The sequence below is a fragment of the Pseudodesulfovibrio senegalensis genome (assembly GCF_008830225.1).
Classification (GTDB): domain Bacteria; phylum Desulfobacterota; class Desulfovibrionia; order Desulfovibrionales; family Desulfovibrionaceae; genus Pseudodesulfovibrio; species Pseudodesulfovibrio senegalensis.
On the sequence record NZ_WAIE01000005.1, the window covers coordinates 39,648 to 63,000 of the forward strand.

General features: G+C 52.4%; 18 protein-coding genes and 2 tRNA genes. 7 read left to right on the plus strand and 13 right to left on the minus strand.

Annotated features, from left to right (window positions below; all coding sequences use genetic code 11):
- Positions 1-107 precede the first annotated feature (107 nt).
- Together F8A88_RS11675 and F8A88_RS11680 are read right to left on the minus strand one after the other, a co-directional pair.
- The gene (locus F8A88_RS11675) at positions 108-3,809 is read right to left on the minus strand and encodes a pyruvate carboxylase (protein WP_151151342.1); all 3,702 of its coding nucleotides are present in this window, start codon (positions 3,807-3,809) and stop codon (positions 108-110) included.
- Positions 3,810-3,881: 72 nt separating this feature from the next.
- Positions 3,882-4,583 carry a biotin--[acetyl-CoA-carboxylase] ligase gene (locus tag F8A88_RS11680; protein ID WP_161598408.1) on the minus strand — a complete coding sequence of 234 codons (702 nt, stop codon included), beginning with the start codon at positions 4,581-4,583 and terminating at the stop codon, positions 3,882-3,884.
- A gap of 209 nt (positions 4,584-4,792) precedes the next feature.
- Here F8A88_RS11680 and F8A88_RS11685 point away from each other — a divergent pair, with 209 nt between their 5' ends.
- Together F8A88_RS11685 and F8A88_RS11690 are read left to right on the plus strand one after the other, a co-directional pair.
- The gene (locus tag F8A88_RS11685; RefSeq protein ID WP_241667439.1) at positions 4,793-5,848 is read left to right on the plus strand and encodes a tRNA nucleotidyltransferase/poly(A) polymerase-related protein; all 1,056 of its coding nucleotides are present in this window, start codon (positions 4,793-4,795) and stop codon (positions 5,846-5,848) included.
- A gap of 95 nt (positions 5,849-5,943) precedes the next feature.
- The gene (locus F8A88_RS11690) at positions 5,944-6,354 is read left to right on the plus strand and encodes a response regulator (protein WP_151151344.1); all 411 of its coding nucleotides are present in this window, start codon (positions 5,944-5,946) and stop codon (positions 6,352-6,354) included.
- Here the strand turns inward: F8A88_RS11690 and F8A88_RS11695 are convergent.
- Entirely contained in the window at positions 6,338-7,126 is a 789-nt protein-coding gene (locus F8A88_RS11695; RefSeq protein ID WP_151151345.1) for a hypothetical protein, read from the minus strand. The two genes, F8A88_RS11690 and F8A88_RS11695, sit on opposite strands and share 17 nt — an antisense overlap.
- Positions 7,127-7,262: 136 nt before the next feature.
- Here F8A88_RS11695 and sucD point away from each other — a divergent pair, with 136 nt between their 5' ends.
- A complete protein-coding gene (gene sucD / locus F8A88_RS11700) occupies positions 7,263-9,356 on the plus strand; it encodes a succinate--CoA ligase subunit alpha (protein WP_151151346.1) in 2,094 nt (697 codons plus the stop codon).
- A gap of 34 nt (positions 9,357-9,390) precedes the next feature.
- Positions 9,391-10,419, plus strand: coding sequence for a glycosyltransferase family 4 protein (locus F8A88_RS11705; protein ID WP_241667440.1), 1,029 nt, complete (start codon positions 9,391-9,393; stop codon positions 10,417-10,419).
- A gap of 3 nt (positions 10,420-10,422) precedes the next feature.
- On the opposite strand, the gene F8A88_RS11710 is transcribed toward F8A88_RS11705, so the two are convergent.
- From F8A88_RS11710 to F8A88_RS11730, 5 genes are all read right to left on the minus strand, one after another.
- Entirely contained in the window at positions 10,423-10,845 is a 423-nt protein-coding gene (locus tag F8A88_RS11710; RefSeq protein WP_421958111.1) for a metal-dependent hydrolase, read from the minus strand.
- A 37-nt stretch (positions 10,846-10,882) separates the two neighbouring features.
- Positions 10,883-11,935: a glycosyltransferase family 9 protein gene (locus tag F8A88_RS11715; protein WP_151151349.1), complete on the minus strand. Its 1,053-nt coding sequence runs from the start codon at positions 11,933-11,935 to the stop codon at positions 10,883-10,885.
- 14 nt (positions 11,936-11,949) lie between these two features.
- Positions 11,950-13,755 (minus strand): ABC transporter ATP-binding protein, encoded by a 1,806-nt coding sequence (locus F8A88_RS11720; RefSeq protein ID WP_151151350.1) that lies wholly within the window; start codon positions 13,753-13,755, stop codon positions 11,950-11,952.
- Between the two features lie 166 nt (positions 13,756-13,921).
- Positions 13,922-15,082, minus strand: coding sequence for a SufB/SufD family protein (locus tag F8A88_RS11725; protein WP_151151351.1), 1,161 nt, complete (start codon positions 15,080-15,082; stop codon positions 13,922-13,924).
- Positions 15,083-15,106: 24 nt separating this feature from the next.
- Entirely contained in the window at positions 15,107-15,865 is a 759-nt protein-coding gene (locus F8A88_RS11730; protein ID WP_151151352.1) for an ABC transporter ATP-binding protein, read from the minus strand.
- Between the two features lie 179 nt (positions 15,866-16,044).
- Between F8A88_RS11730 and F8A88_RS11735 the strand changes: the two genes are divergently transcribed.
- A complete protein-coding gene (locus tag F8A88_RS11735) occupies positions 16,045-16,782 on the plus strand; it encodes a Smr/MutS family protein (protein WP_151151353.1) in 738 nt (245 codons plus the stop codon).
- A gap of 56 nt (positions 16,783-16,838) precedes the next feature.
- Here F8A88_RS11735 and F8A88_RS11740 read toward each other — a convergent pair whose 3' ends face one another.
- Positions 16,839-17,354: a chemotaxis protein CheW gene (locus tag F8A88_RS11740; protein ID WP_151151354.1), complete on the minus strand. Its 516-nt coding sequence runs from the start codon at positions 17,352-17,354 to the stop codon at positions 16,839-16,841.
- A gap of 76 nt (positions 17,355-17,430) precedes the next feature.
- Positions 17,431-19,443: a methyl-accepting chemotaxis protein gene (locus F8A88_RS11745; RefSeq protein ID WP_151151355.1), complete on the minus strand. Its 2,013-nt coding sequence runs from the start codon at positions 19,441-19,443 to the stop codon at positions 17,431-17,433.
- Between the two features lie 207 nt (positions 19,444-19,650).
- On the opposite strand from F8A88_RS11745, the gene F8A88_RS11750 reads away from it, so the two are divergent.
- Together F8A88_RS11750 and F8A88_RS11755 are read left to right on the plus strand one after the other, a co-directional pair.
- A tRNA-Pro gene (locus tag F8A88_RS11750) sits at positions 19,651-19,727 on the plus strand.
- A gap of 53 nt (positions 19,728-19,780) precedes the next feature.
- Positions 19,781-19,856 (plus strand) — tRNA-Thr (locus tag F8A88_RS11755).
- A gap of 250 nt (positions 19,857-20,106) precedes the next feature.
- Here F8A88_RS11755 and F8A88_RS11760 read toward each other — a convergent pair.
- From F8A88_RS11760 to F8A88_RS11770, 3 genes are all read right to left on the minus strand, one after another.
- The gene (locus F8A88_RS11760) at positions 20,107-22,563 is read right to left on the minus strand and encodes a Lon protease family protein (protein ID WP_151151356.1); all 2,457 of its coding nucleotides are present in this window, start codon (positions 22,561-22,563) and stop codon (positions 20,107-20,109) included.
- A 17-nt stretch (positions 22,564-22,580) separates the two neighbouring features.
- Positions 22,581-23,000 (minus strand): Hsp20/alpha crystallin family protein, encoded by a 420-nt coding sequence (locus F8A88_RS11765; protein WP_161598409.1) that lies wholly within the window; start codon positions 22,998-23,000, stop codon positions 22,581-22,583.
- Between the two features lie 167 nt (positions 23,001-23,167).
- Positions 23,168-23,350, minus strand: coding sequence for a hypothetical protein (locus F8A88_RS11770; RefSeq protein WP_151151358.1), 183 nt, complete (start codon positions 23,348-23,350; stop codon positions 23,168-23,170).
- Positions 23,351-23,353: the final 3 nt, after the last annotated feature.

The following is a 23,353-nucleotide window of genomic DNA, read 5'->3' on the forward strand; positions in this document are numbered from 1 at the left end:
AAACAATTAACGCAAATAAGCAAAACGACATCATCCTCTTACAGCCTGTCAATGCATTTCGTCAATTACTGACGGCAACAAATCACAAGGCCATTCAAGGGCCATGATCACAATTTCTGACCGCAGGACGGACAGAAGTTGCAATCCTGAGAAGGAACTGTTTCCTTGCATGTGGGACACGTGTCCGCAGGCGGCCCGAGTTCCACAAGCAACTCCCCTTCGACAACCGGCACCATGTGCCTGTCTTCCTGGTAATTGGCAGCCTTGAGAACCCGACGGACAACGCCGTCCACGGGGGCATAAATGGCTTTTTCCTGTTTCATCACGGAAACATTGAAAATCTCCTCACCCGCCTTCACGGAATCTCCCGGCCGAACGTGCATGACCCACAGGTCGCCGTTGCACGGGGAACCGACATGATAATCGTTGGCACTGTCAGCCATTTCAATGGCATCCTTTGCCGAGGACAGCGGTTCACTGACCTTAACCTGATGACTCACGATTTCGGAATCCAGAATATAGCGAACGATGGACATGCCGTTCTCATCCGGTTCGGAAACATCCAGAACACGCATGACGTGCGGCTTCTTGCAATCGCCTTGGAAATGCAGGACTTCACCCTTTTCCAGTCCCTCGAACCAGACATCGAGCGGCACGTTGTTGCAATTACCAAACCTGTCGCAGAATTCAATGGTCTTGATGGCATCGCCCGGATGGTTCAGGTACATGACCAGCTCCTGTTCCGAAGGATGGCGGCCAAGCCGTTCCTGCAACGCACGCTCTTCGGCCTTGACGTCCACATCCTTCAACGTCAGCAACGGCGATTCTTCGGTACGTTCGCTAATGGCCCGCTTCCAGTTCTTGCCGAACGCGGACTGGTAGACCCAATCGGCGGGAAAACCGAGAGGAAGTTTGCCGTATTTCCCCAGCAGAAGCTGGCGGAACGCGTCGTTGGAATCCCTGTACAAATCCAGACGAGCCTTGTGCTCGTTGGAAGTCAGGTCCTTTTCGTCACACAAGGTCGCAATGTCCAGAATGTTCAACAGTCTGCGAACTTCCACCTCGCCGCCGCGCTTGTAGGCGCCGGTAACCGCCAGAAATGCGGTATTCCACGTAATCTGGGACCCGGGCGTAACATCATGGTAACGGACAATCTTGCGCGTTCCCTCAAGGAATTTGAGCATGTAGGGCAGCAGCTTGATATAGCCCTGTTTCAGGGCTCCTTCCTGTGAGGAAGACGTTGCGCCTCCGGGCATGCCGTGCTTGACCACGTCATGGTCGATTCCCTGGAAGTAGGGAGCGGTATACCGGTCATAATAAGGCATTATCTGCTTGAGAACGAAGTTGCACTTACGGATCGTGTCCTTGTTCAGACTCGTCTTGAGGCCGATCTCATCCTCAATATATGCGGCCGTGGAAAGGACTTCACCCTGGCCGTACCACCGCACTGCGGCTCCGATAGCCACGTCCACAATGTGGGCGCCCGCTTCGGCTGCAGCCCCCATGGTGGGAACGAACAGTCCGTCGGTATAATGCCGGTGAGAATGGATGACCAACTCGGGGTAGCGCTCCCGAATACGGGAAATGAGTTCACGCATGAAGCGCGGCGGACAGACTCCGGCCATATCCTTGAGTCCCAAAATGATCATGCGTTCGGCCTTGCGGGCATTGACCCCGGCCACATCCGCGCACATGGAAACAATATTGTCCGTAACTTCAAGATAGCGATCCACTTCAAAGCCCTTGGCCCATGAAAGGGAAATCGCCGGTTCGAAAATATTCTTTTCCGAATGCAGCGCAACCTCGGCAAATGGACGCATATTTTCGACATGATTGAGAAAATCAAAGCAACGAATCACATCGTAATGCTCGTTGATCATCTCACCCGTCAAACGCATAACGTTTTTCGGTTGCGGCTTATAGCCCAGGACGTTGGTGGAACGTATCAAAATCTGCTTCAGAGTATGCGGGGCAAATTGATTCCACTTCTTGGCCTCGGTGAACGGGTAGGTCATGTTGGCCAGCATGGCCACATGGAAATGCGCGCCGCCACCATTTTCCAGAGAAAAGAAGCCGCACCTGTCAAGATATGGACCGATGAGCTTGTCTTCGGCCAGACGGAATCGGTTGCCACTGTTGGACTGAGTGATATCCCGCGTGGTGGTGTCCGTCATGTGGACAACGCCCTTTTCACGGTCGGTCCGCAACACGTCGAGAATCGAATCGCGGGTCATGCCGCGCACGATGCTCGCCTCATGGTCGGACTTGTCCATATCGGGCAAAACCGGCTCGAAACGACCGATGCGTCGATCGTCACGGCCACGATATTCGCCGAGCTGAACATACGGGTTGTGGCCTTTGGCGGAAATCTCGGCAATCAAACGGGTCAGACGCAGGGAATCCGGCTCCCTGTCGGAATAATCCATCAATTCGTTGCGATTATTCCGTACGAAATTGGTATCATATTCCGCTTCCACGAATTTAGGATGCTGAATGATCTGGCGGTGGAACGGAATCGTGGTCTTTACACCACTGATCATATACTCCCGCAAGGCCCGCTGAGCGAGAGAAACAACCTTGTTCCAAGAATTACCGTATGTTATCAATAACGAAGCTGCCGAATCGTAGTTGGACGGGAAGCGGTAGCCGTCACAAATGCAGGAGTCGATGCGCACGCCCTGCCCCCCGGGAGAAACATACCGGGAAATACGCCCCGCGTTCGGGGAGAAGTCCTTTTGCGGGTCCTCGCAGTTGATGCGACATTGCATTGCCCATTGGAAGGCCCTTGTGTTCTCGTCATTAAAGCGCAAACCAGCCCCAAAGGCCGTTGCAATCTGCTCTTCGACAAGATCGATGCCATAACGGCATTCGGTGATACCATGCTCCACCTGCAGGCGTGTATTCACTTCGATCAGGTATGGCGTGCCGTCCCGATCCACAAGGAATTCGACGGTAGCAAGGGAATGATATCCCACGGCCGAAACGAGCCTGCGGGAATATTCCTTGAGCTTCTCCCGCAATTCAGGCGTATACCCCGGCCATGGTGAAGGCGTGATTTCGATGAGTTTCTGGTGGTTGCGCTGTACCGTGCAATCGCGCTCATCAAAACAGAACACGTTGCCGTATTTGTCCGCAATGACCTGAATCTCGATATGCCGGATGGAAGTAAGCAACTTCTCGACATACAGGCGAGGATTACCGAATGAAGCCTGGGCGAGCGCAGAAGCTTTGGAGAATGCGGATTCAAGCTCGGATTCCTCATAGACTTCATAAATGCCGCGACCGCCGCCGCCACCTTCGGCCTTGAGCATGATGGGAAATCCGATCTGCTTGGCCAATTCCCGGGCTTCGGGTATGGACACGGCCCCTTCGGAGCCCGGCACAACCGGAACGCCCTGCTCCTGTGCCAACTTGCGCACGGCCACCTTGTTGCCCAAAACCCGCATGGGTTCCTGATCGGGCCCAATAAAAATGATGCCGGCCTCTTTGCAGCGCTGGGGAAACGAATCATCCTCGGCGCCAAATCCCCATCCGGGATGAATGGCCACGATTTCACGTGCCTTTGCCTCGCGAATAATCCTGTCCAGATCAAGGTAGGCACGGGGGTCTGCTCCAAGCATGAGCAGTTCATTGGCACCGGAAGATGCCGGAGAGGTCTTGTCCACGTCTGTTGCAGTCATAACCGCAACGGCATTGAACATCTCGGTAATGGAACGACAGATACGGCGGGCGGGAATACCCCGGTTCGCGACAAGTATCCTCTTTCCTCTAATCTCTTCAAGCACTTGATCAAAAGACTTGGGCTTCATGAATCAACCGCACTCCTTACTGTGAAATGTCGCCTGCCCGGCAGGCTGTCCGCTCTCTTGCACGGCGGCGGACTATGCCGGAAGTATGGAACCGGAACTGAGGACACACTCTTTTCCGTTCCGCTCCAAGACAAGCCTCCCCTCGGGGGAAAGGCCCTTTATTCGGGCTTGATAAGAGTAATCGCCCCCTTCATGCACAATGACCTTTCTTCCAATCCAGGCAAGACGGTCTTCTGCAAGGGAAATGAATTCGGATGGCGAAAATGCATCAATCAAAGCGGTATATATATTTTCCCCGCGATTTACAAGGCTCTTCCATACCCCCAGGGGGGTATTCGACCGGTCCGAGGTGCACAAACAACCTGCCTTCAGGGCGGTGTCCTTGCGCATTTCGGAATCATCAGGACAGGAAGCCAGATTGATGCCCACGCCCAATACACGGACATCGCCGCGTTCCTCTATCAACATTCCCCCGACCTTCCGTTCCCGAAACACGAAATCATTCGGCCATTTGAGCCTGACTTGAGCGCCCATCTGTTCCAGAGCCACGCAAAAGACATATCCCGCCACAAGCGGGATAAGCCCATCCATGCAATCACCCCACAGGTCAAGGCGGCTAGAATGATTTGGCAAACGCAAAGAACCGTACACATTGCCCGGAGGGGATTTCCACGCTCTTCGCAGTTGGCCACGGCCACAGTCCTGTGAAACGGCAATCACGCTGCCCCATTCCGGCAGGATATCCTTTTCAACAAGGGCAAAGGCTTCGTCCATGGAGGAGTGGCACTCGTCCACGATGACAACAGGAAACCGAACGTCCTCGGGAACGGATTTCGAAGAAAGAAAACCTGACCGAGCGTCATCTTGCCAAGGGCCGAACGCAACAGTATCACGCGCCCACGACTCATGTGAGGCGGCAACGCGATGCTGGCCCGTCTGCCCTTCCGGACTCGATGCGGTCCGGATTGCGATATGTATTCCGGATGGAAGCATTACAAGGCTTCTGGTATCATTCCCAAATGCAAATTCATATAGCTGGTGGTGCGGTACGAGATCTTTTACTCGGACGAAGGAGCAGAGACAAGGATTATCTTGTCCTTGACGCAAATAAAACCGATTTTCTCCGGGCCTTCCCTCATGCGCAAGAAGTCGGCAAATCATTTCCGGTCTTCATTGATCATGGACGAGAGTTCTCGTTTCCACGCAAAAACAACCTTGAAGACGAGCTACTGGCACGAGACTTCACCATCAACGCCATGGCGCTGGGGCCAGACGGTGACCTTGTCTGCCACCCCATGGCTCTTGACGACATAAAAAACAGGATTCTTCGCCCGGCATCCGGCGACGCCATAACGCAAGATCCTCTCCGAATCTTCCGGGCTGCACGCTTCTGGGCAACATTGCCCCAATTCTCCATACACCCGACCCTCCTTTCCGGCATGCAGGAGGCTTCACGCCGGGGGCTGCTCCGAACCATCCCTGCAGACAGGATCGGTGCGGAGATCCAAAAGGCCATGGGGACGCAAAAACCTGGCAATTTCCTGCGCCTGTTACAAACAGGCGACTGCCTGAAACCATGGTTTTCCGAACTGAAGGATGTCATCGAAACAACGGCATGCATCATGGACACGCTTGCGGGCAAACCGGAAACGGTCTGGGCAGGATTATGTCATACGCTGCAAGCACAAAACGGCTTGATCGCGCATAGGCTGGGATTACGGCTGCGACTGCCCGGCAGATATGTGGTGGCCGGAGAAAAAGGGGCCGCGCTTCATTTGAAGGCGCTTCAATACGCTACCCTCGCCCCGGAAGCCAAGGTGGATCTTCTTATGGCGGCACACACTTCCGGAACCTTTTCATGCGTTTTTGCACTTGCCGATGCATTCAGGAACACGAACATAATGCACCAGGCGCAAAAGGACCTTGCAACGATTCTACAAATCAAACTTCCCCCCGAGGAACAAAACCTTGGTCCACACTCGGGACAAAAATTGCGAGATTTGCGCAGCAAGGCGCTGCTAAAAAGTAAAAGATTATAAAAGCCCAACCTTTGACACAAAATTATGGTCAGAGTAATCTACATCTTGTTCGGTCTGTTGCCGGGGAACACGTGTCCGCCACAAAACAAGGGAAAATGATGCCATTCAAAAAATTCCTTATTGTAGACGACGACGAGCGATTCGCCCTGCTGGCTGCGCGCAAGCTTGAACATTTCGGCAAATGTTACACTGCGGAAAGCGGGGAAGAGGCCCTGCTCTATTTCCAACATCACGCCCAAGAAGGCGCTCCTTTTGACGCTGTCTTCATGGACATTGAAATGCCAAAAATGAACGGGCACGAAGTGGTGGGGAAAATGCGTGCCATAGAAAAACAGATGGGAACAGGCCCGGCCAAGGAATTCAAACTCATCATGGTTACCGCCCACTCTGACGTAAAAAATGTCAGCATGTCTTTTTTCCGGGGCTTGGCAGACGCCTACATCACGAAGAACAACTTCCTGAACACCGTTGAAAACGAATTGAGAAGCATCAATCTGACCGCATAGCCAAAGTTCGATCCCGCAAAAGTCTCACAATCTCTGATTTATGGTTCCGGTACACTTCTCCTGCAAAATGAAGAATTTCATCCCGAACAGTGTCCGGGGCGGGCAAATGCGGATACTCCGGAATCCCATAGTCCTCGAAAACAATCGGCTCATATCGCATCCCCTGTGACAGGGTCTGATAGTTTTCCATGCCTGCATCAAGGGTCTTTTCCTTTTCCATGAATGCCGGGTCCATACTCTTGACGTAGCGCAAGGTATCTCCCGACGCCATACGCTCATTCACACGATCAATGTGCTCATTCACAAAATCGACCATGGTTCGAAAGCGTATGTAATGGACAGTCAGATGCTTTCGCCTGTTGGAATCCTCGGGATCGACATAATATTCACCATTCAGATACACATCCACAAACTTTGCCAACTCACGGTAAGCAGCAAACACCCACTTTGAATACCGCCCTGCGCCAGTGAACGCGAACGGTACGGACGGCATCAACATGGAATCAAAGGCATCATGCTTCAAGGGCATCTCGTCCGGATTCACGCCAATCGCAGAATACAGATCACGACACTGCCGCTGGTCCAAAAACAGGCTGTGCAAGTTGCCTGCGACACGACCAATCCGTTCAACCTGCCTGTTCAATTCTGAAGCCCACGAATCAAGGGCCTCGATCATCTCATCAAGGCTCTTGCGCGCACCAAAATAATTATCGGCGATTTCCGAAACAACTTCCTGCTGCAACCCTTCGGCAAAATCATCAAGTCCACTCATTTCAACTCCCGTACGTTGCAACGCAACAAAAGTACTCAAACATCAAACGGAAATGGATATTTCCATTGAAAAAACAGTGTAAAACACCTAGTATTTCGCGCATCCATAAACTTTTTTCCACCAGGATAACATCACCATGCTGCTGAACGAACACAAAAGCAAGACCCTCTTCCAACGGGCTGACATCGCGATTCCGCTCGGCACGACAATTACACCGAAAACATTGGAACAGACCGCCCCCGACATGCCTCTTCCTTGGTTTCTGAAAGCGCAAGTGCTTGCCAAAGGGCGCGGCAAGGCCGGCGGCATCCTGCGAATCAACACCCCCGAGGAACTCGTCCCCACTGCCCGCAGGCTGTTCGACCTCGATATCAACGGCCACCCAGTCCCGCTCATCCGGGTGGAATCCGCCACGGACATCAAACGCGAATTCTATATATCGCTGACGATCTCACGTGAACGACGCTGTATCCTGCTCACCGTGGGCCGGGAAGGCGGCATGGACATAGAAAGCCTGGGGGCCGAGAACTTGCTCATTCAGGAAATCAGGCTTCCCGCCGGCCTTCAGGCCTGCCAGGTACGAGCGGCCTTTTTTCACCTCGAACTGGAGAAAAAGCTACTCACACCGTTCCACAAGCTTCTTACATCATTATTTACCATGATGCTCGACAACGGCCTGCTGCTGGCGGAAATCAATCCGCTGGTCCTAACCGAGTCTGACGAGTTTGTGGCCCTGGACGGCAAGGTCGAGATGGACGACAACTTCGTGGAACTCAACCCGGACATGGAAGAATACTACCAGCCCGAACATGCCTCAAAAGAGGAAAACGAGGCTCGCGAAGCCGGACTTTCCTTCGTCAAACTACCCGGATGGGTCGGGCTTGTGGTCAACGGGGCCGGGCTGGCCATGGCCACCATGGACCTGCTCAATTTCTCCGGCCTCTCTGCCAGCAATTTTCTGGACCTTGGCGGAGCCGCGGACCGCACACGCATGGCCACGGCATTGCGACTCCTGTTTGACGATACGGCCGTGAAAGCCATCTTCATCAACATGTTCGGAGGCATACTTTCCTGTGAAAAAGTAGCCAGAGCTCTTGAAGACGTGCTGGACGGCAGGCAACCGCGCAAGCCCATCGTGGCCCGCATGGCCGGCAAGGATTCCGAACAGGGACAAGCCGTGCTCAGGGAAATGAATGTTCAAAACCTGCATGTTGCGCGGGACATGGCACAAGCCATGGAGATTCTCGCCTCGCTCAAGCCGGAAAACGCACCGAAAGTCGACTTCCCCGCCCCCATGGGCACACGCACAGCCAAACCGCAAAAGGCAACAGGCCATGTCTCTGCCCACAATTTCGGCATAGACAAGGACACCCCCATTCTGGTGCAGGGAATCACCGGCAAGGTGGGCCAAATGCACACGACCCTGATGCAGGAGTACGGAGCCAACATCGTTGCGGGCGTGACCCCGTTCAAGGGAGGGCAAACCATACTCGGCGTCCCAGTGTACGACTCCGTGGAAAAAGCGTTGCGCCACCACGAAATCGGGGCCAGCATCATCTTCGTACCGCCGCGCATGGCGGCCGACGCCGTGGTGGAGGCTGCCGTAAACCACATACCCTGGGCGATCTGCATCACGGAAGGAATTATCCAGCAGGATATGCTCAGTGCGCTTTGGCAGGTAAAGGACAGCCCCACACGAATCGTTGGGCCGAATACTCCCGGCCTGATCGTGCCCGGGCAAACAAAAATTGGAATCCTTCCCCCGCAACCCTTTACTCCGGGGCCGGTTGCCATTATCTCACGTAGCGGGACGTTGACATATGAGGTGGCCCAACGCCTGACCAATGCCGGAATCGGTCAATCCCTCGGGTTCGGCATCGGCGGTGACCCCTTCATTGGAACATCGTTCGTGGATATGTTCGAAATGCTGCGCAATCATGCGGCCACAAAGGCTGTCGTGGTTCTCGGAGAAATCGGCGGGACCGCCGAGGAAGACCTGGCCCACTATGTCATGGATACCGGGTTCGACAAACCCGTCATTTCATTTGTTGCCGGGCAAACAGCGCCTCCGGGCAAGCGGCTCGGCCACGCCGGAGCCATCCTGCAACAGGGCGGCAGCACGCAATCCAAGCTCGAAACCATGGCAGAAGCCGGTTTCGTCGTTTGCGAAAGCCTTGAGATCATACCCGAACTGACGGCAAAAATATTGGATGAAACAAAGGAACCATAGGTTGAAAATCCTGCTTTTGGATCTTGGAAAACAAATGCGTGGCGGCCAACGCCAGGTGCTTTATCTGGCCCGCCACCTTCAGAATATTCCCGGTTTCGAACCGCACATCGTTGCCCCGGAAGCGAGCCCGCTTCCGGGCCGTGCCCGCGAATGGAACATCCCCTGTTCAACCATTCCCGCGGCAAGCGACCTGAACCCCGTGAACATCCTGTCTTTTTTCAAACTGCTCAAAAAAATCAGGCCGAACGTCATCCACACCAATGATGCCAAAGGTGCGTCGCTTGGTTCACTGGCCAAAAGCGCCAGTCGACACGACTTCAAGCTGATACATTCCCGCCGGGTCTCCTACTCTCCCAAAAAGGGATGGAGCACCAAAAAATATGCAATGGGGGACATGATAGTCGGTGTGAGCAAAGAAATCTGCCAGGCAATGACAGGTTGCGGCATTGACGAAAGAAAGACACGAGTCATTCACAGCGGCATCGATGCGAACCTGTATTCGCCACGAAAAAGCAAGGAATCACTCTTCACCATCGGAGCTATCGGGGCACTGACCAAACAAAAAGGCATGCACGTTCTTCTGGATGCCCTCAAGGAACTGCGCCAGAAAACGAATCTTCCCGAATGGCAATGTCTCATCGCCGGGAACGGTCCGCTCATGAACGATCTGCAGTCACACGCCAACGTCCTCGGGATAAGTGATGCAATTCTGTTCCTCGGGCACGCGGAAAGTACTACAGTACTTGAAAAAATCGACGTACTGGCTGTGCCGTCCGTGGATGGGGAAGGCTCCAATGCGGTTATCAAGGAAGGCTGGGCAACAGGCACGCCTTTGATAACGTCCGATCTGCCTTCCAATCTGGAACTGGTTACCGATAAACAGGACGGGCTGGTCTTCCCCAATCGTGATGCCAAGGCACTTGCCGAGGCCCTCAGCCGGCTGATGACTGACGACGATCTGGCTCGATCCCTTGTCAAGGCAGGTCATGACAGCGTTGACAGATTCTCCGTGCAGGTGATGGGCGAACAATACGTTCAACTCTACAAAGAGCTTGCAACGTAGCTATCAGGTAAATTCGCCATCCAGCATCAGATGGGAAAAATAACCGAGCAAAAAAGCGAGATAAAAACGAACAAAGGGCTCAGGCTCCCTGACACCCATAAATAAAACGGGCACGAGAACAATGGGCAGCGGCACCACCAGCATGGCCCACCATGTGTGCGTCCATCCACGATGGTGCCCGATGGCAGGCAGCATGGCAAAAAGCCCGAGCCAGGCGGCCCAGACATACATTTTCAGGTAAATCATCCCGGCATCGACTAAAATCATCAGGGAATAAAAAAGATTCTGCCCTTTTGAATCCGTATCCACATCCGGAAAAAGTGCGCCCAGCAGGCAGAACCCCACCAGTCCGGCAATCTCCATCGGGTCACGGGCAAGCCAGCCGAGCATAACGGCTCCGACCACACCCATGATGCCGAAAAACAAACCTCCAGCAATGTGTCCCCTGTACCCCGGCAACGAACTATTCCTCGAAATCCCCGGACCGGGGTAATTTATCCAGCACAAACGGCAGCACGGTTTCGGGCAACAACTCCGTCATGCATCGAAACGTGCCGTTCTCACACGTATCCCGTTTGCACCAACAGTCCACACGATTGGCGATATAGTCATGGTCCGGACTGGGAAAAGTCCATGAAAATCCTGAATTGGAACCGACCATGGTGAATGTTGGCGTACCCACGGCCAAGGCAAAATGGCGCGGAGCCGAACAATTTCCCAAATGCAGACAGGCATGCTCCATGATTGCGGCTGTCTGCCGAATCTGGAGCACTTCCGGGTTGATATGGCAACACTCCTTGCGCTTCACACCGTCAAAGACCATCTGCACCTGATCCTTTTCACCCGGACCGTACAAAAGCAGAAAGCGCAAAAACGGCCGCTCCTCGAGCAATGCGTTCATCAGCGTGGAAAAATGTCCGGCAGGCCAACGGCGCGCATCGCTCCAATGGGTCGCATCCACGGTCACCAAGACATGTTCAGGCTTGATCCCAATCCCATCCAAAAATGACTCGGCCTCATTGCGTTCCTGTTGCGTGGGATACATCCTCGGCCGTTCACCGTTCCATTCAATACCCAAGGGACGCATAACCGACATCTTGGCCTTGACCGCATAGCCCATGTCCATTGCATTCCAATGAGTATACAATGGACGGTTATACCACTTGGGCGGATAGCTGAGCCGAACGGAAGCACCGGAAGCCAACACGGCCGTTCGACATCGCGGCAGCTGCTGAAAATCGATCACCAGATCAAACCGTGTCCTGCGCATTTCCACAAGCTGCCCGAACCTGGACAACAGTCCGGAGTCCCTGTCAAACGCCCAGATTCGATCAATGTTCGGATTGTTGCTGACCACCGGGACACATTTCTTCTCCGTGGCCAGATGCAGTTCCGCCTGCGGATAGGCCCGGCGCAACAGTGTAAACGCCGGCGTGGACAGAACCACGTCGCCGATTTGCCGCTGCTGGCAGACCAGAATCCGTTCCGGCGCAAGCTGAGAAATGTCTTTCTTCATGAATTTTTCGCCGTTTATTCCCCGGCGCTCATGGCCCGGGCGTCCTCTTCACTCAAGGACTGACAAAATTGCAAGGAATGCAAAGTGTTGTAAAGATCACAGGATTCAAGCAGAGCTTCATGGTTACCCATGCCCACGATCCGCCCCTTCTGCATGACAACGATCTTATCCGCATTGAGCACCGTGGAAAGACGGTGGGCAATGACAATGCTGGTCCTGTTCTCCATCAAGTTGTCCAAGGCCTTCTGAACAATCCTTTCCGCCTGCGTATCCAACGCGCTGGTGGCCTCGTCGAGAATGAGTAGAGCCGGATCCTTGAGCAACGCGCGGGCAATGGTGATGCGCTGCTTCTGGCCGCCGGAAAGCTTAACCCCCCGTTCGCCACACATGGTTTCATATCCTTCAGGCAATTCACTGATGAAATCATGGGCAAAGGCGGCCTTGGCTGCGTCCACAAGTTGCGCCTCGTCCACATCATCCATTCCATAGCAGATGTTTTCGCGGATGGTGGCGTTGAACAACACGGCATCCTGCGAAACCATGCCGATGTTGCGGCGCAGCGAGCCAAGATCATACTCGGGTAAGGAACGTCCGTTGATTCGGATGTCCCCCCTGCAAACATCGTAAAAACGCGGAATCAGGTTGACCAGCGTGGTTTTTCCCGAACCGCTCGGCCCGACCAAGGCAATCTGCTCACCTTGAGCAACGGAAAGATGGAAATCACTGACGGCCTCTTCCCCCGCCGTAGGGTACGAAAAGGTGACGTGATCAAACTCAATGGAACCCAAGGGCGGTTCAAACGCCGCGTCACCGCCCTTTTCACAAGCGATCTCCGTGGAGTCCAACAAACCGAACACGCGCTCGGCGCTGGCCAAAGCCTGCTGCACGTTTTTGTTGGCGTCGTTGATCTTTTTGATGGGCTCGTAAAGCATGAACAACGCGGTTACAAAGGAGAAAAACGAACCGGCGTCAATGTTTCCGGCAACCACCTGACTGCCCCCGTACCACAAGGCAAAACTGATGCTGATGCCGCCGATAAATTCCATGGTACGCGAGGAAAGTTCGCTGGCAAGCACCTGTTTTTTCGACAAGTGGACAACACCGTAACTTTCCTTGGCAAATTTGCTCTTCTCGGTCTCCTCGGTGTTGAAGGCCTTGACCACCTTAACCCCACTCAGACTTTCCTGCGTAACCGAGTTGATATCCGCTGCCTGAACCTGCAACTTGCGGCCGACCTTGCGGAGCTTCTTGCTGAAATACAAAATGCACAACAACCCGAGCGGCAGGACAACCAGCGTTTTCAGGGCCAGAAATGGGTTCAGGTAAATGACGTAACCAAGAAGCATGCCGCACTCGCAAATGGAACGAATGATCATGATCATATTGGGAACGCTCTGACGAATGGCGTTCACATCGCCCAAAACACGAGACATGAGCATCCCCACACGACTTTCTTCGAAAAAGCGCATGGGTAAATAGATTATTTTGGAAAAAAGTTGTTGCCTGAGATTGTGTAAAACCTGATAGCCAACAATATTCATGACATAGACCTGACCGAAACGGGCAAGACACTTTGTCAAGATAACGGCGAGAAACTGCAGGGGAACAATGATCAGCGCATCCGCATCGCGGGCGATGAATATCTCGTTCATGGTCGGCTTCACAAGATGCGCTATGGCCGGGTTGCATGCGGAAACCACCAAAGCGGACAGAAAGGCGAAAGCCACACGCCAGCGGTACGGCCAAAAGCAGGCAGCGCAACGCTTGATCAATTGCTTGGAGCCAAAATGGTCGACCGAGGTCAGATTATGTTTACTCACCCGAAATCCTCATGAATATAAAGCATTGACCAAAGGGAATTACCACGAGCGAGTCTGTCAGACAATCCGCAGCAAGACAAGAATATACACCAGAAGCTGTACAGGAAACAAAAGAGGAACGGCCGCCTGAAAAAACGACCGTTCCCATTTGAAGCGTTCAAAATAATTACATGGCGCCGCTGGCGTTCAATTCCTCGATCTGTTTGTCCACTTCCTGCTGCAGTTTGGCCGGAAGCCCCATGATGTCAGTATTCAAGAAGCCGCGAACAATGGTCGAGGTAGCTTCGTCCTCATCCAGACCGCGCGCCATGAGATATTCGATCTCTTCCTGGGCGATCTTGCCGACTGAAGCCTCATGCGAAAGCTCCACGCCTTCCTTGCAGCCGTCCAGTTCGGGAATCGCCCAGATGCGCCCTTCCCCGAGAATCAACCCCTGACATTCCAAATGTCCGCGGGAAGGCACATGCCGCGCACCGATATGCCCGCGATTAATGATGGTACCGCCTGTGGAAATTGTACGGGCGATGATCTCGCAACGGGTGTCTGGAGCATCCATAATGACCCGGTTGCCCATGTCCAGATGCGATCCTTCCGGGGCAACCACCACGGAATTGAAACGGGCACGGGCCCCACGTCCTTTGAGGGTGATGGTGGGGTACATCTGCAAATCCTTGACCGGACGCATCAGAATATAGTTGTTGAGCAGGATACCGCCCTCTTCAACAACACCGGCGGAACGGGGACGCACAGAAACGTTGCTGCCCCAGTTGTGCACCATGGTAAAAGTCAGCTTACCGCCCTTCTTGACGTAAAACTCGGATATACCGAAATGTGCGCCCGTGGTCTTGCCGTGGGCAACAGAACATCCGGTAAGGATGTGCAATTCGGAATTCTCTTCGACAACAACAATGTTGTGAACATTCTGCCCGACCTGCTCGGCCTTGAGGAACAGACATGACTGCACGGGCTTCTCAATCTTCGCACCGGGTTTGGTGCGAATGAAGTATCCACCGTGTGTATTTTCATAAGTATTACGCGTATATTCATCCCTGTCCTTGTCAATCAGCTGCCAACGGTATTCGGGAAGGCCGTCATACTTCTCAATGGCATCCTTGATGTCCATGATCTCAAGACCGGGATCGTTGGACTGACAGTGGACGTTGGAATGATCCATTTGCAGGAAGGAACCACTGCGATTGGCATCTTCGACATCAACCCCGGACATGATCAGGGTTTCCTTGTCATTATCATCCAAGGTGGAAAGGTCTTCGATCTGCTCGCGATCGAGCCCATCGAACTTGAATTGGGAAAGATCAACCTTACTCATTACATATACTCCATGCCGATGCGGCTAGTTCAAACAGCGAACACATTCCTGATAGCCATTGGCACGGATATGCTCGAGGATGTCCCGGGGACGAGCTTCGCAACACAGATGTCCGTTGTAGAGAACCTGGCCGCGGTCTGCGTTGACATAATCAAGGATGTAACCGGTATGCGTTATGATCAGGCCTGAAGTATTGGCCTGTTCGCGAATCTGCTTGAGTGACTGATCCGGCCGGGCATCGATCCTTCCGTCCAGCAACTGACGGCAAACCTTGCCGATGAGCTGCATGTTTTCAAGGTCCACGCCGGATTCGGGCTCATCAAAAAGCACAAGGCTCGGACGCTGCGCCATGAGTTGCAACAACTCGGAACGCTTGATTTCCCCCCCGGAAAAGCCGTCGTTGATATCCCGGTCCAGAAAATCCGTGAAGTTGACCCTGTCGGCCAGCTCGGGAATATCCACTTCGTGCTCGCGTGCGCAAAGCTGCACCAGATGACTGGTACGCAATCCGTGAATGGTAGGCGGACGCTGGAAGGACATGCCTACCCCGAGGCGAGCCCGCTCATAGGTGGGGGCATGCGTAATATCGACACCCTTGAACGTTATTTTTCCCTGAGTGACATCGTATCCGCCAAAACCCATCAACGTCATCAACAGCGACGTTTTCCCCGAACCGTTCGGTCCAAAGAGAATGAACGTCTCTCCTTCGCGAATCTCAAGGTTGATGCCCTTGAGAACTTCCTTGTCACCTATGTTTACGTGAAGATCTTCTATTTTCAGCATTTGATTCCTCATTTTGACCTTAATCCATGCAACAGAATCCCTTACTTGAGCCCGGAACGGAAGTCCAGCGGCATTTACCATACTGTCAAAGTGTGAAATGGCGTGAAACTTGACATGAACGCACCATATTGAAAGTGTCAATCCAAACTCATGAACCAAACAGCACAAAAGGAATTCACATGGGTTCTCGAAAAAAAAAACAAACTCTTGAAGACCTGAAAAAAATAAAAATAGGGTCCGGTGACGACTATATGGACAAGCTCATGGAAAAAGCCCGCGAGGCCAAAGCCTCGCCAGCCGCGTCTCCCGATCCCCCGAAAGAACCACACGAAGAAACCGACGACGAGGAAACCTTTTTCAATGCCATGCAGGGGGTGCAACAGCTGGAAGGCCAGAGAAAAGGACGTGAGATCCCGACAAAAACGACCCCTCGCAAAAAGGTGCCCATGGCGGAAAAGGATGAATCGGAAGACCTCCGGCAATTCATGGCCGGAAACATCGATTTCGAGCTTGAATATACCGATGAGTACATGCATGGCTATGTCACGGGATTGGACAGCAAGGTGTTTTACCAACTCAAGGCCGGCAGCCTGAGCCATCAGGCCCACGTGGACCTTCATGGCCTGAATTCAGAACAGGCAAGGGACAACCTGCTCTTCTTCATCCGGGAATGCTATCTGCAGAACAAACGCTGCCTGCTGGTTATTACTGGCAGAGGCAAAAATTCCCCGGGCGGACGCGGCATCCTGCGCCAAGAGTTGCAGACATGGCTGACCAAAGACCCACTGCGCCGCATCGTGTTGGCCTTCTGCACGGCTCAGGCCAAGGATGGAGGTGCCGGAGCTGTCTATGTCCTTTTGCGAAAACAAAAAAAGCAAAAAGGCAAAGTCAAATGGGACACCATGATGAATTGGTAATAAAAAAAGCCCCCCAACCAAACGGTTAGGGGGCTTCTTCTTCGCCAAAACAGGCTTTAGGCGGCCTCTTCCTGCCCGCCTTCCTGTTCCTTGCCCATACCCTTGACCAAAGCAAGCTCCTCTGCGGAGAATATCTTATTAATATCCAAGATAATAATGAACTTTTCGTCCTGACGTCCCATACCGCGGATGTATTCGGCATTGACCGCCGCACCCATTTTCGGTGCCGGTTCAATGCTTTCGGGCATCATCTCGAACACCTCACGAACAGAATCCACCAGAGCCCCCATAACGGTAATCTCTCCGTCGAATTCTATTTCCACTATGATGATACACGTATCAACCGTGTCTTCGCCCTTTGACATACCAAGTTTCATACGCATATCCACAACAGGGACAGCGTGGCCGCGCAAATTGATTACTCCACGCATAAATCCCGGAGTTCGCGGAATTTTGGTAATGGAAGTCAGTTCCAAAACCTCCCGAACGGTGCCGATATCAAGGGCAAATATCTCGCGCCCGAGAGTAAACGTCAAAAACTGATTGATGTCATTCAGGACTTCTTCAGACATTGCACTCCCCTTTTTTTGGTTTGGGCTTTATTCAACACTATTCACCCTTCCAATTCCTGCAATGATTTTCTCGCAGTCAAAACTGTTCAAAATCATCATCCCGGTCGCCAATCGAATCCAGTTGCTCTACATTCCCGGAATAAGCGTTGTGATCATAATCAGTTGCCTGATTACCTGCAATAGAAAGCTGGTTGAGCGGCTTTGAAGGGCCTACACTTTTTACTGCACGATCTCGCCCATTCAGGCTTGCATAGGAACCAGAACCGTTTTCCGTGCGGAAAAACGACATTGTCTGCTGTAAAAGCTGCCCTTGCCCGGCCAACTCCTCGCTGGTTGAGGCCATTTCTTCGGACGCCGAAGCATTCTGCTGGATAACTGTATCCAATTGTTGGATAGCATCATTGATTTGCGCAGCGCCGCTATTCTGCTCGTTGCTTGAAGCGGCAATCTCCTGAACCAGCTCTGCGGTCTTTTGGATGTCAGGCACGAGCTTTTCGAGCATCTGCCCGGCCTGTTCTGCCACACTGACGGTAGACGTTGACAACTCGCTGATTTCACCGGCGGCGGTCCCGCTACGTTCAGCAAGCTTGCGGACCTCGGCAGCCACAACGGCGAACCCCTTGCCGTGTTCGCCTGCACGCGCGGCCTCGATTGCAGCGTTCAATGCCAAGAGGTTGGTCTGTCGGGCGATCTCCTCGATTATGGAAATCTTCTCGGCAATATTTTTCATGGCCTCGACAGCCTGATGCACGGCTACGCCGCCCTGTTCCGCATCAATCGAGGCTTGGCGGGCGATAGATTCCGTCTGTGTAGCATTTTCCGCATTCTGGCTGATGTTGGATCCCATCTCCTCCATGGATGACGAAACCTCTTCTATGGAAGCGGCCTGTTCTGTCGCCCCCTGGGAAAGTGTTTCTGCCGAGGCAGACATCTCCTCACTGCCGGACGCCACATTGTCCGTTGCTCCCCTGACATCAGCAACCACCACACGAAGCCGCTCAACCATAGAATTGAGGGCCGCGGCAAGCACGCCGACTTCATCCTTTTGATTGACCTGCAACGTCTGCGTAAAATCGCCCGAAGCCATGGCCTCGGCAAAATTGACCCCCATGGCAACGGGACGGGTTATGGATCGCGTAAGGAAAACTGCGGCAACAATACCGATCAGCAAAGCAAAAGCCGCAGCTCCCAGGCTCATATAAACAGCCTGACTGATTTCTTGCAGCATTTTATTTTTCTGATCCGCGCGTGCTTCCCGGCAAACCGTGTCCGCATTTCTTGCGGCAGCGACCATATCACTTGTGGCAGTGTCCTGCTGCTTTATCAATTCTACAAAATGCCCGAACTCCTTCTGATACGCAGCTATGGAACTCATGACATTATCAATCTGGGCCATATTGTTCCTGTTGGCAAAACGCGTCTTCAAATCCTTGCCCAACGTCAACAGCTGCTCGATATCCTTTTTGTTTTTAAGCAAAAAGGATTCCTTGCCGGAAATGATAACTTCCTTTTCGTTCTTTCGGGCATCAAGGAACCACTTGATCATACGATTCGCGTCGTCAGCCTTGGTAATCTTATCATTCAAAGCCTGCTGAGAGGCCGTTCCGGTCCTTCGCAACGAGGCCAACTGCTTTTTCTGGTCTTCACGCAAGGCCTCGATCTCGGTCAAGGCTGTCCGGGCATGTTCACGCATGGCAGCCATGGCTGTGTTCTTCTGCCCCTCCATGGCCACATACCCACTAAACTCCTCGGCGTATTTCTGAACAGCGCCTTTCACGGAATCCATCTGCTTTTTGTTCAATTCCTGATCAAACTTATTTCGAGTCTGCGTCACTTGCGCATTCAATTTCTTCAGCGCCTCTGCGTGCTCGTCCAGATATTTCTCATCCTTACGCTGCATGTAATTCTTTTCCACGACACGGGCCTCAAGAATGAACCGCACCAGTCGGTTCACATCGTCAGCCTTGTCAACCCTGTCCTGAACCCCATGCAAGCTTTGATAGCCAATAACTGCCACCAAAAGCGTCAACAATAAGACAAGACCGAACCCCAAGCCCAGCTTCAGGCCCAAGCGCATGTTTTTCAACATATCGAATACCCCCTGTAATTGGCGTTGAATATTGAGGGATACTGTACCGTGAAGAAAAACTTCAAACAGTATTTTTTTATCGAAACATTAAAATTATAACGTTATCTAATACCTTTTGATATCAACTGCCGCATTCACCCAAAAAAACGAAAAAACAAAAAACATGTTGACATATGACGCCCCCCCTTATAGACATTTTCTCCGCGTCGGGATGTAGCGCAGTTTGGGAGCGCACTTGAATGGGGTTCAAGGGGTCGGAGGTTCAAATCCTCTCATCCCGACCAAAACAAGCCTGAACCCCGAAGGGACTGGAGAAATCCAGTCCCTTCTTTTACAAGCCTTCATAGCTCAGTAGGTAGAGCGCATCCTTGGTAAGGATGAGGTCAGCAGTTCAACTCTGCTTGAAGGCTCCAGAAATCAAAAAGCCCTTTCTCTTGCGAGAAAGGGCTTTTTACATTGTTGCTTCACCAGTCGATCATAATCGATCGACCAGAACCCAAAACACGAATGCTCCCACGAACAGACGTACGACATGTCCCACATGAAAATGGTACCCCACATCCACGAAGAACATGAACAGGACAGACGCCACAAAAAGGACCAGGATAATTTTTCGGAACGTATTCAAACGCAAAAGATTCATTGTTGCTCCGTAATGCCTTATCAACCAGTACGCGAAGAATCATCACTCTTGCCAAATTCACGCAAGCCTTCAGCAAGAGCACGCAATTTCCTGTCAACCATTTCAAATACCGAATTTTTCGTATAACCAGCCTTTGTTCGCTTACCGGCTTTCCTGCCGGTCAGCAACTCAATCCCCTGGTCAATGGACGACACGGCCCACACATTGAATTGCCCCTGTCGTATGGCTTCGACGACCTCATGGCGAAGCATGAGATCCTTGACGTTGGGCTTGGGAATCATGACTCCCTGACTTCCGGTGAGTCCACTTTTCTTGCAACAGAGAAAGAACCCCTCGATCTTTTCATTGACTCCGCCGATAGGCTGAATCTGGCCGCGCTGATTCACTGATCCGGTAACCGCAATGTCCTGACGCAGGGGCACGTCCGCCAAACTGGACAGCAACGCGTACAATTCGGTGGAGGAAGCCGAATCTCCGTCAATTCCACCATAGGCCTGTTCAAAGGCAATGCTCGCGGCAAGAGTCAATGGCTTGTCCTGGGCAAACATGCTGCGCAGGTATCCTGACAGAATCTGCATGCCCTTGTTGTGAATCGGCCCGGAAAGTTCGGATTCACGCTCAATATTGATGATGCCGTCCTTGCCCATGGAGGTAACGGCCGTGATGCGCGAGGGTTTACCGAACATGTAATCCCCGAATGAATATACGGCCAACCCGTTTATCTGGCCGACAACCTCCCCTTCCACGTCCACGAAAAGGCTGCCGCGATCGATCATCTCCTGCAACCGCTCTTCCACGCGGTTGGCCCGATAGACTGCATCATCAAGCGCCTGCAACACATGGCGGTCTTCCACCGTTTCGGCATTATCCATTTTGGCCTGATAATCCGATTCCACCAGCAAGTCTGCCAGCCGAGGAAATGCGGCCGACAACTTTTCTTTTCGCCCCGACAACCGGACAAGATGTTCCAATACAGCAGCCACGGCTGTTGAGGAAAACGGTCGAATCTCGCGCTTTTCCACCTCGGAACGCACAAAACGCGCAAGCTGCTCCACCACGCGATCATTGCGATCCATTGCTGTATCAAAATCAACCCGGGCCTTGAATATCTTGTGCATATCCGGATCATAGTGGCGCAACAGAGCCCACAAACGATTGTCTCCCAACACCACCACCTTGACGTTCATGCCGATACGTTCGGGTTTCAATCCGGTGGCGGTTATGAAGTAATAGGGATCATAGGTTTCAATCTCGATCTGTTCGGTTTTCAGGGATCGTTTCAATGTCGACCAAACACCGGGTTCCATGATGGCATCCAAAAGGTTGATCACCAGATAACCACCGTTGGCCTTGACAAAAGACCCTGCCTTGATCTTGGTGAAATCGGTTCGCCACCCTCCGGCCCTATCCATAACCCGCTCAATGCTTCCAAAGAGGTTCCGATACGTTGGATACGACTCGATGATCACCGGCGGCCCTTCCTGCTCGGAATTATCCACCAGAAGATTAACGGCATAGGGACGCAAAATGTGCTCAGGAGAAACACCAGGCATTACCATCCCGGGCAGCGGACCCTTTTGTGGCACTCCAAGGGTCTTTATTTCATCAAGATGCTCGACCATGTTTTCAAGAACGCTATCGAGAAAACGGGCCACTTTTTCTTCCTGAAACTCATGACGCAAGGGAAGCAGAATCTCTTCAGCAAGATTCATGAACATGAGACGGTCCACTTCCTCATGCTTCTTGCCTACCGCCTTATGCAATTCCTTGATTTCCTGAACAATATGATCAATTTCTTCCTTGAGTTCCTTGCGTTTTTCACGCAAACGCTCAAATTCTTCACGTGGAAAACGCCCGTTTTCAACCATTTCCTCAAGCTGAATAAGTCGCTTGGGCTCACCATCAACCAAAGGCACGATATCCGGGCGTTGCAAGGGCCCCATCTGCATGCGCACCATGACCAGTCCAGTATCTTTGACCTTTTCCTCTATGGCCTTATAGAACCCCATAACCTGCTTCTCATGGGCCTCGGCCAACTCGTTTTTTCTGGCAATATATTCTTCGCTTTCGAAAAGCTGCGGGACCTCCTGCTTTATGCCCTCTGTAAACTCGTGCATTCGTTTTTTGAAAAGGTTGCCTTTCCCGGCCTCCAGACGCAGCAAAAGCGGTTCCTCGGAGTGCTTGAAATTATTTACATAACAAAGATCATTTGGCACTTCGCCGTGTCGATTCAATTCGGCAAGCAGCTTTCTGATCATGGCCATACGACCGGTACCGGGTTCTCCTGTAACAAAAAGATTGTACCCTTTCTTGTCCATGCCTATGCCGAAACGAAAAGCCTGAACACCACGCTCCTGTCCGATTATCTCAGTCAGCGGTTCAAGCTCGGCAGTTGATTCAAAAGGAAGTGCGTCAGGAGACATCGTCCATCGAAGTTGGTCCAGAGAGACCTTGAGTTGCGAATTTCTGCCAGCCATAATGATTACTCCCTTGCTCACTCTTTGGTGTCCACGCGCACCAGATGGCCATACGGATTCCTGCACTGCGGCAAATGAATCTCGAGAATACCGCCTTCAAAGACTGCCCGCACCTCAGCAGCATCCACACGACACGGTAACCGCACTTCCTTCTTGAACATACGATGCGTCCTTGTGCCGCCACTTTCACATTCGGCTTCCCCGGAAATGACCATGCGCCCGTCGTGAACAGTTACAACAAGGTCGTCCGCCTTCATTCCGGAAATTTCCATTCGCGCTACAAATTCACCGTGTTCATTACTAAAAACAAGATCGCCAGCCATCCGGTCATGCATCGCAGGCAATTCGAAATCCGAACAAAAATCATCAAACAGCCGGTCAACATTGCGTTTCAATTTTTCCAATTCACTTTGGCTCCACAATTTCAAATTCGGCATGAACAAACCTCCCATCCACAAGCCGTTCAAAACAACCGAACCGCAACACCCTTGAGCCGAAACCTTTTACAAATCTGTACCACACAACACGCGATAGAAACAATAAACCACAAAAAAAAGCCCTGCCTCCGAACCGGGGCAGGGCTGAAAGCAACCAGTGAAAAAAGCTACAATCCTTTGAAAACATTCCCCAAGGCCAAAACCCCGAACCCGGCGGAAACCAGCCAGAAAGGCCGCACTGCCCGTTCCAGAGCAGGAACAGACATGACGTCCACATGAATGAGAATTCCGAGAAGCCCGATAATGACGGCAATCACCCAAGTCAGCAGCTTGGGACTATTCATCTGCATACA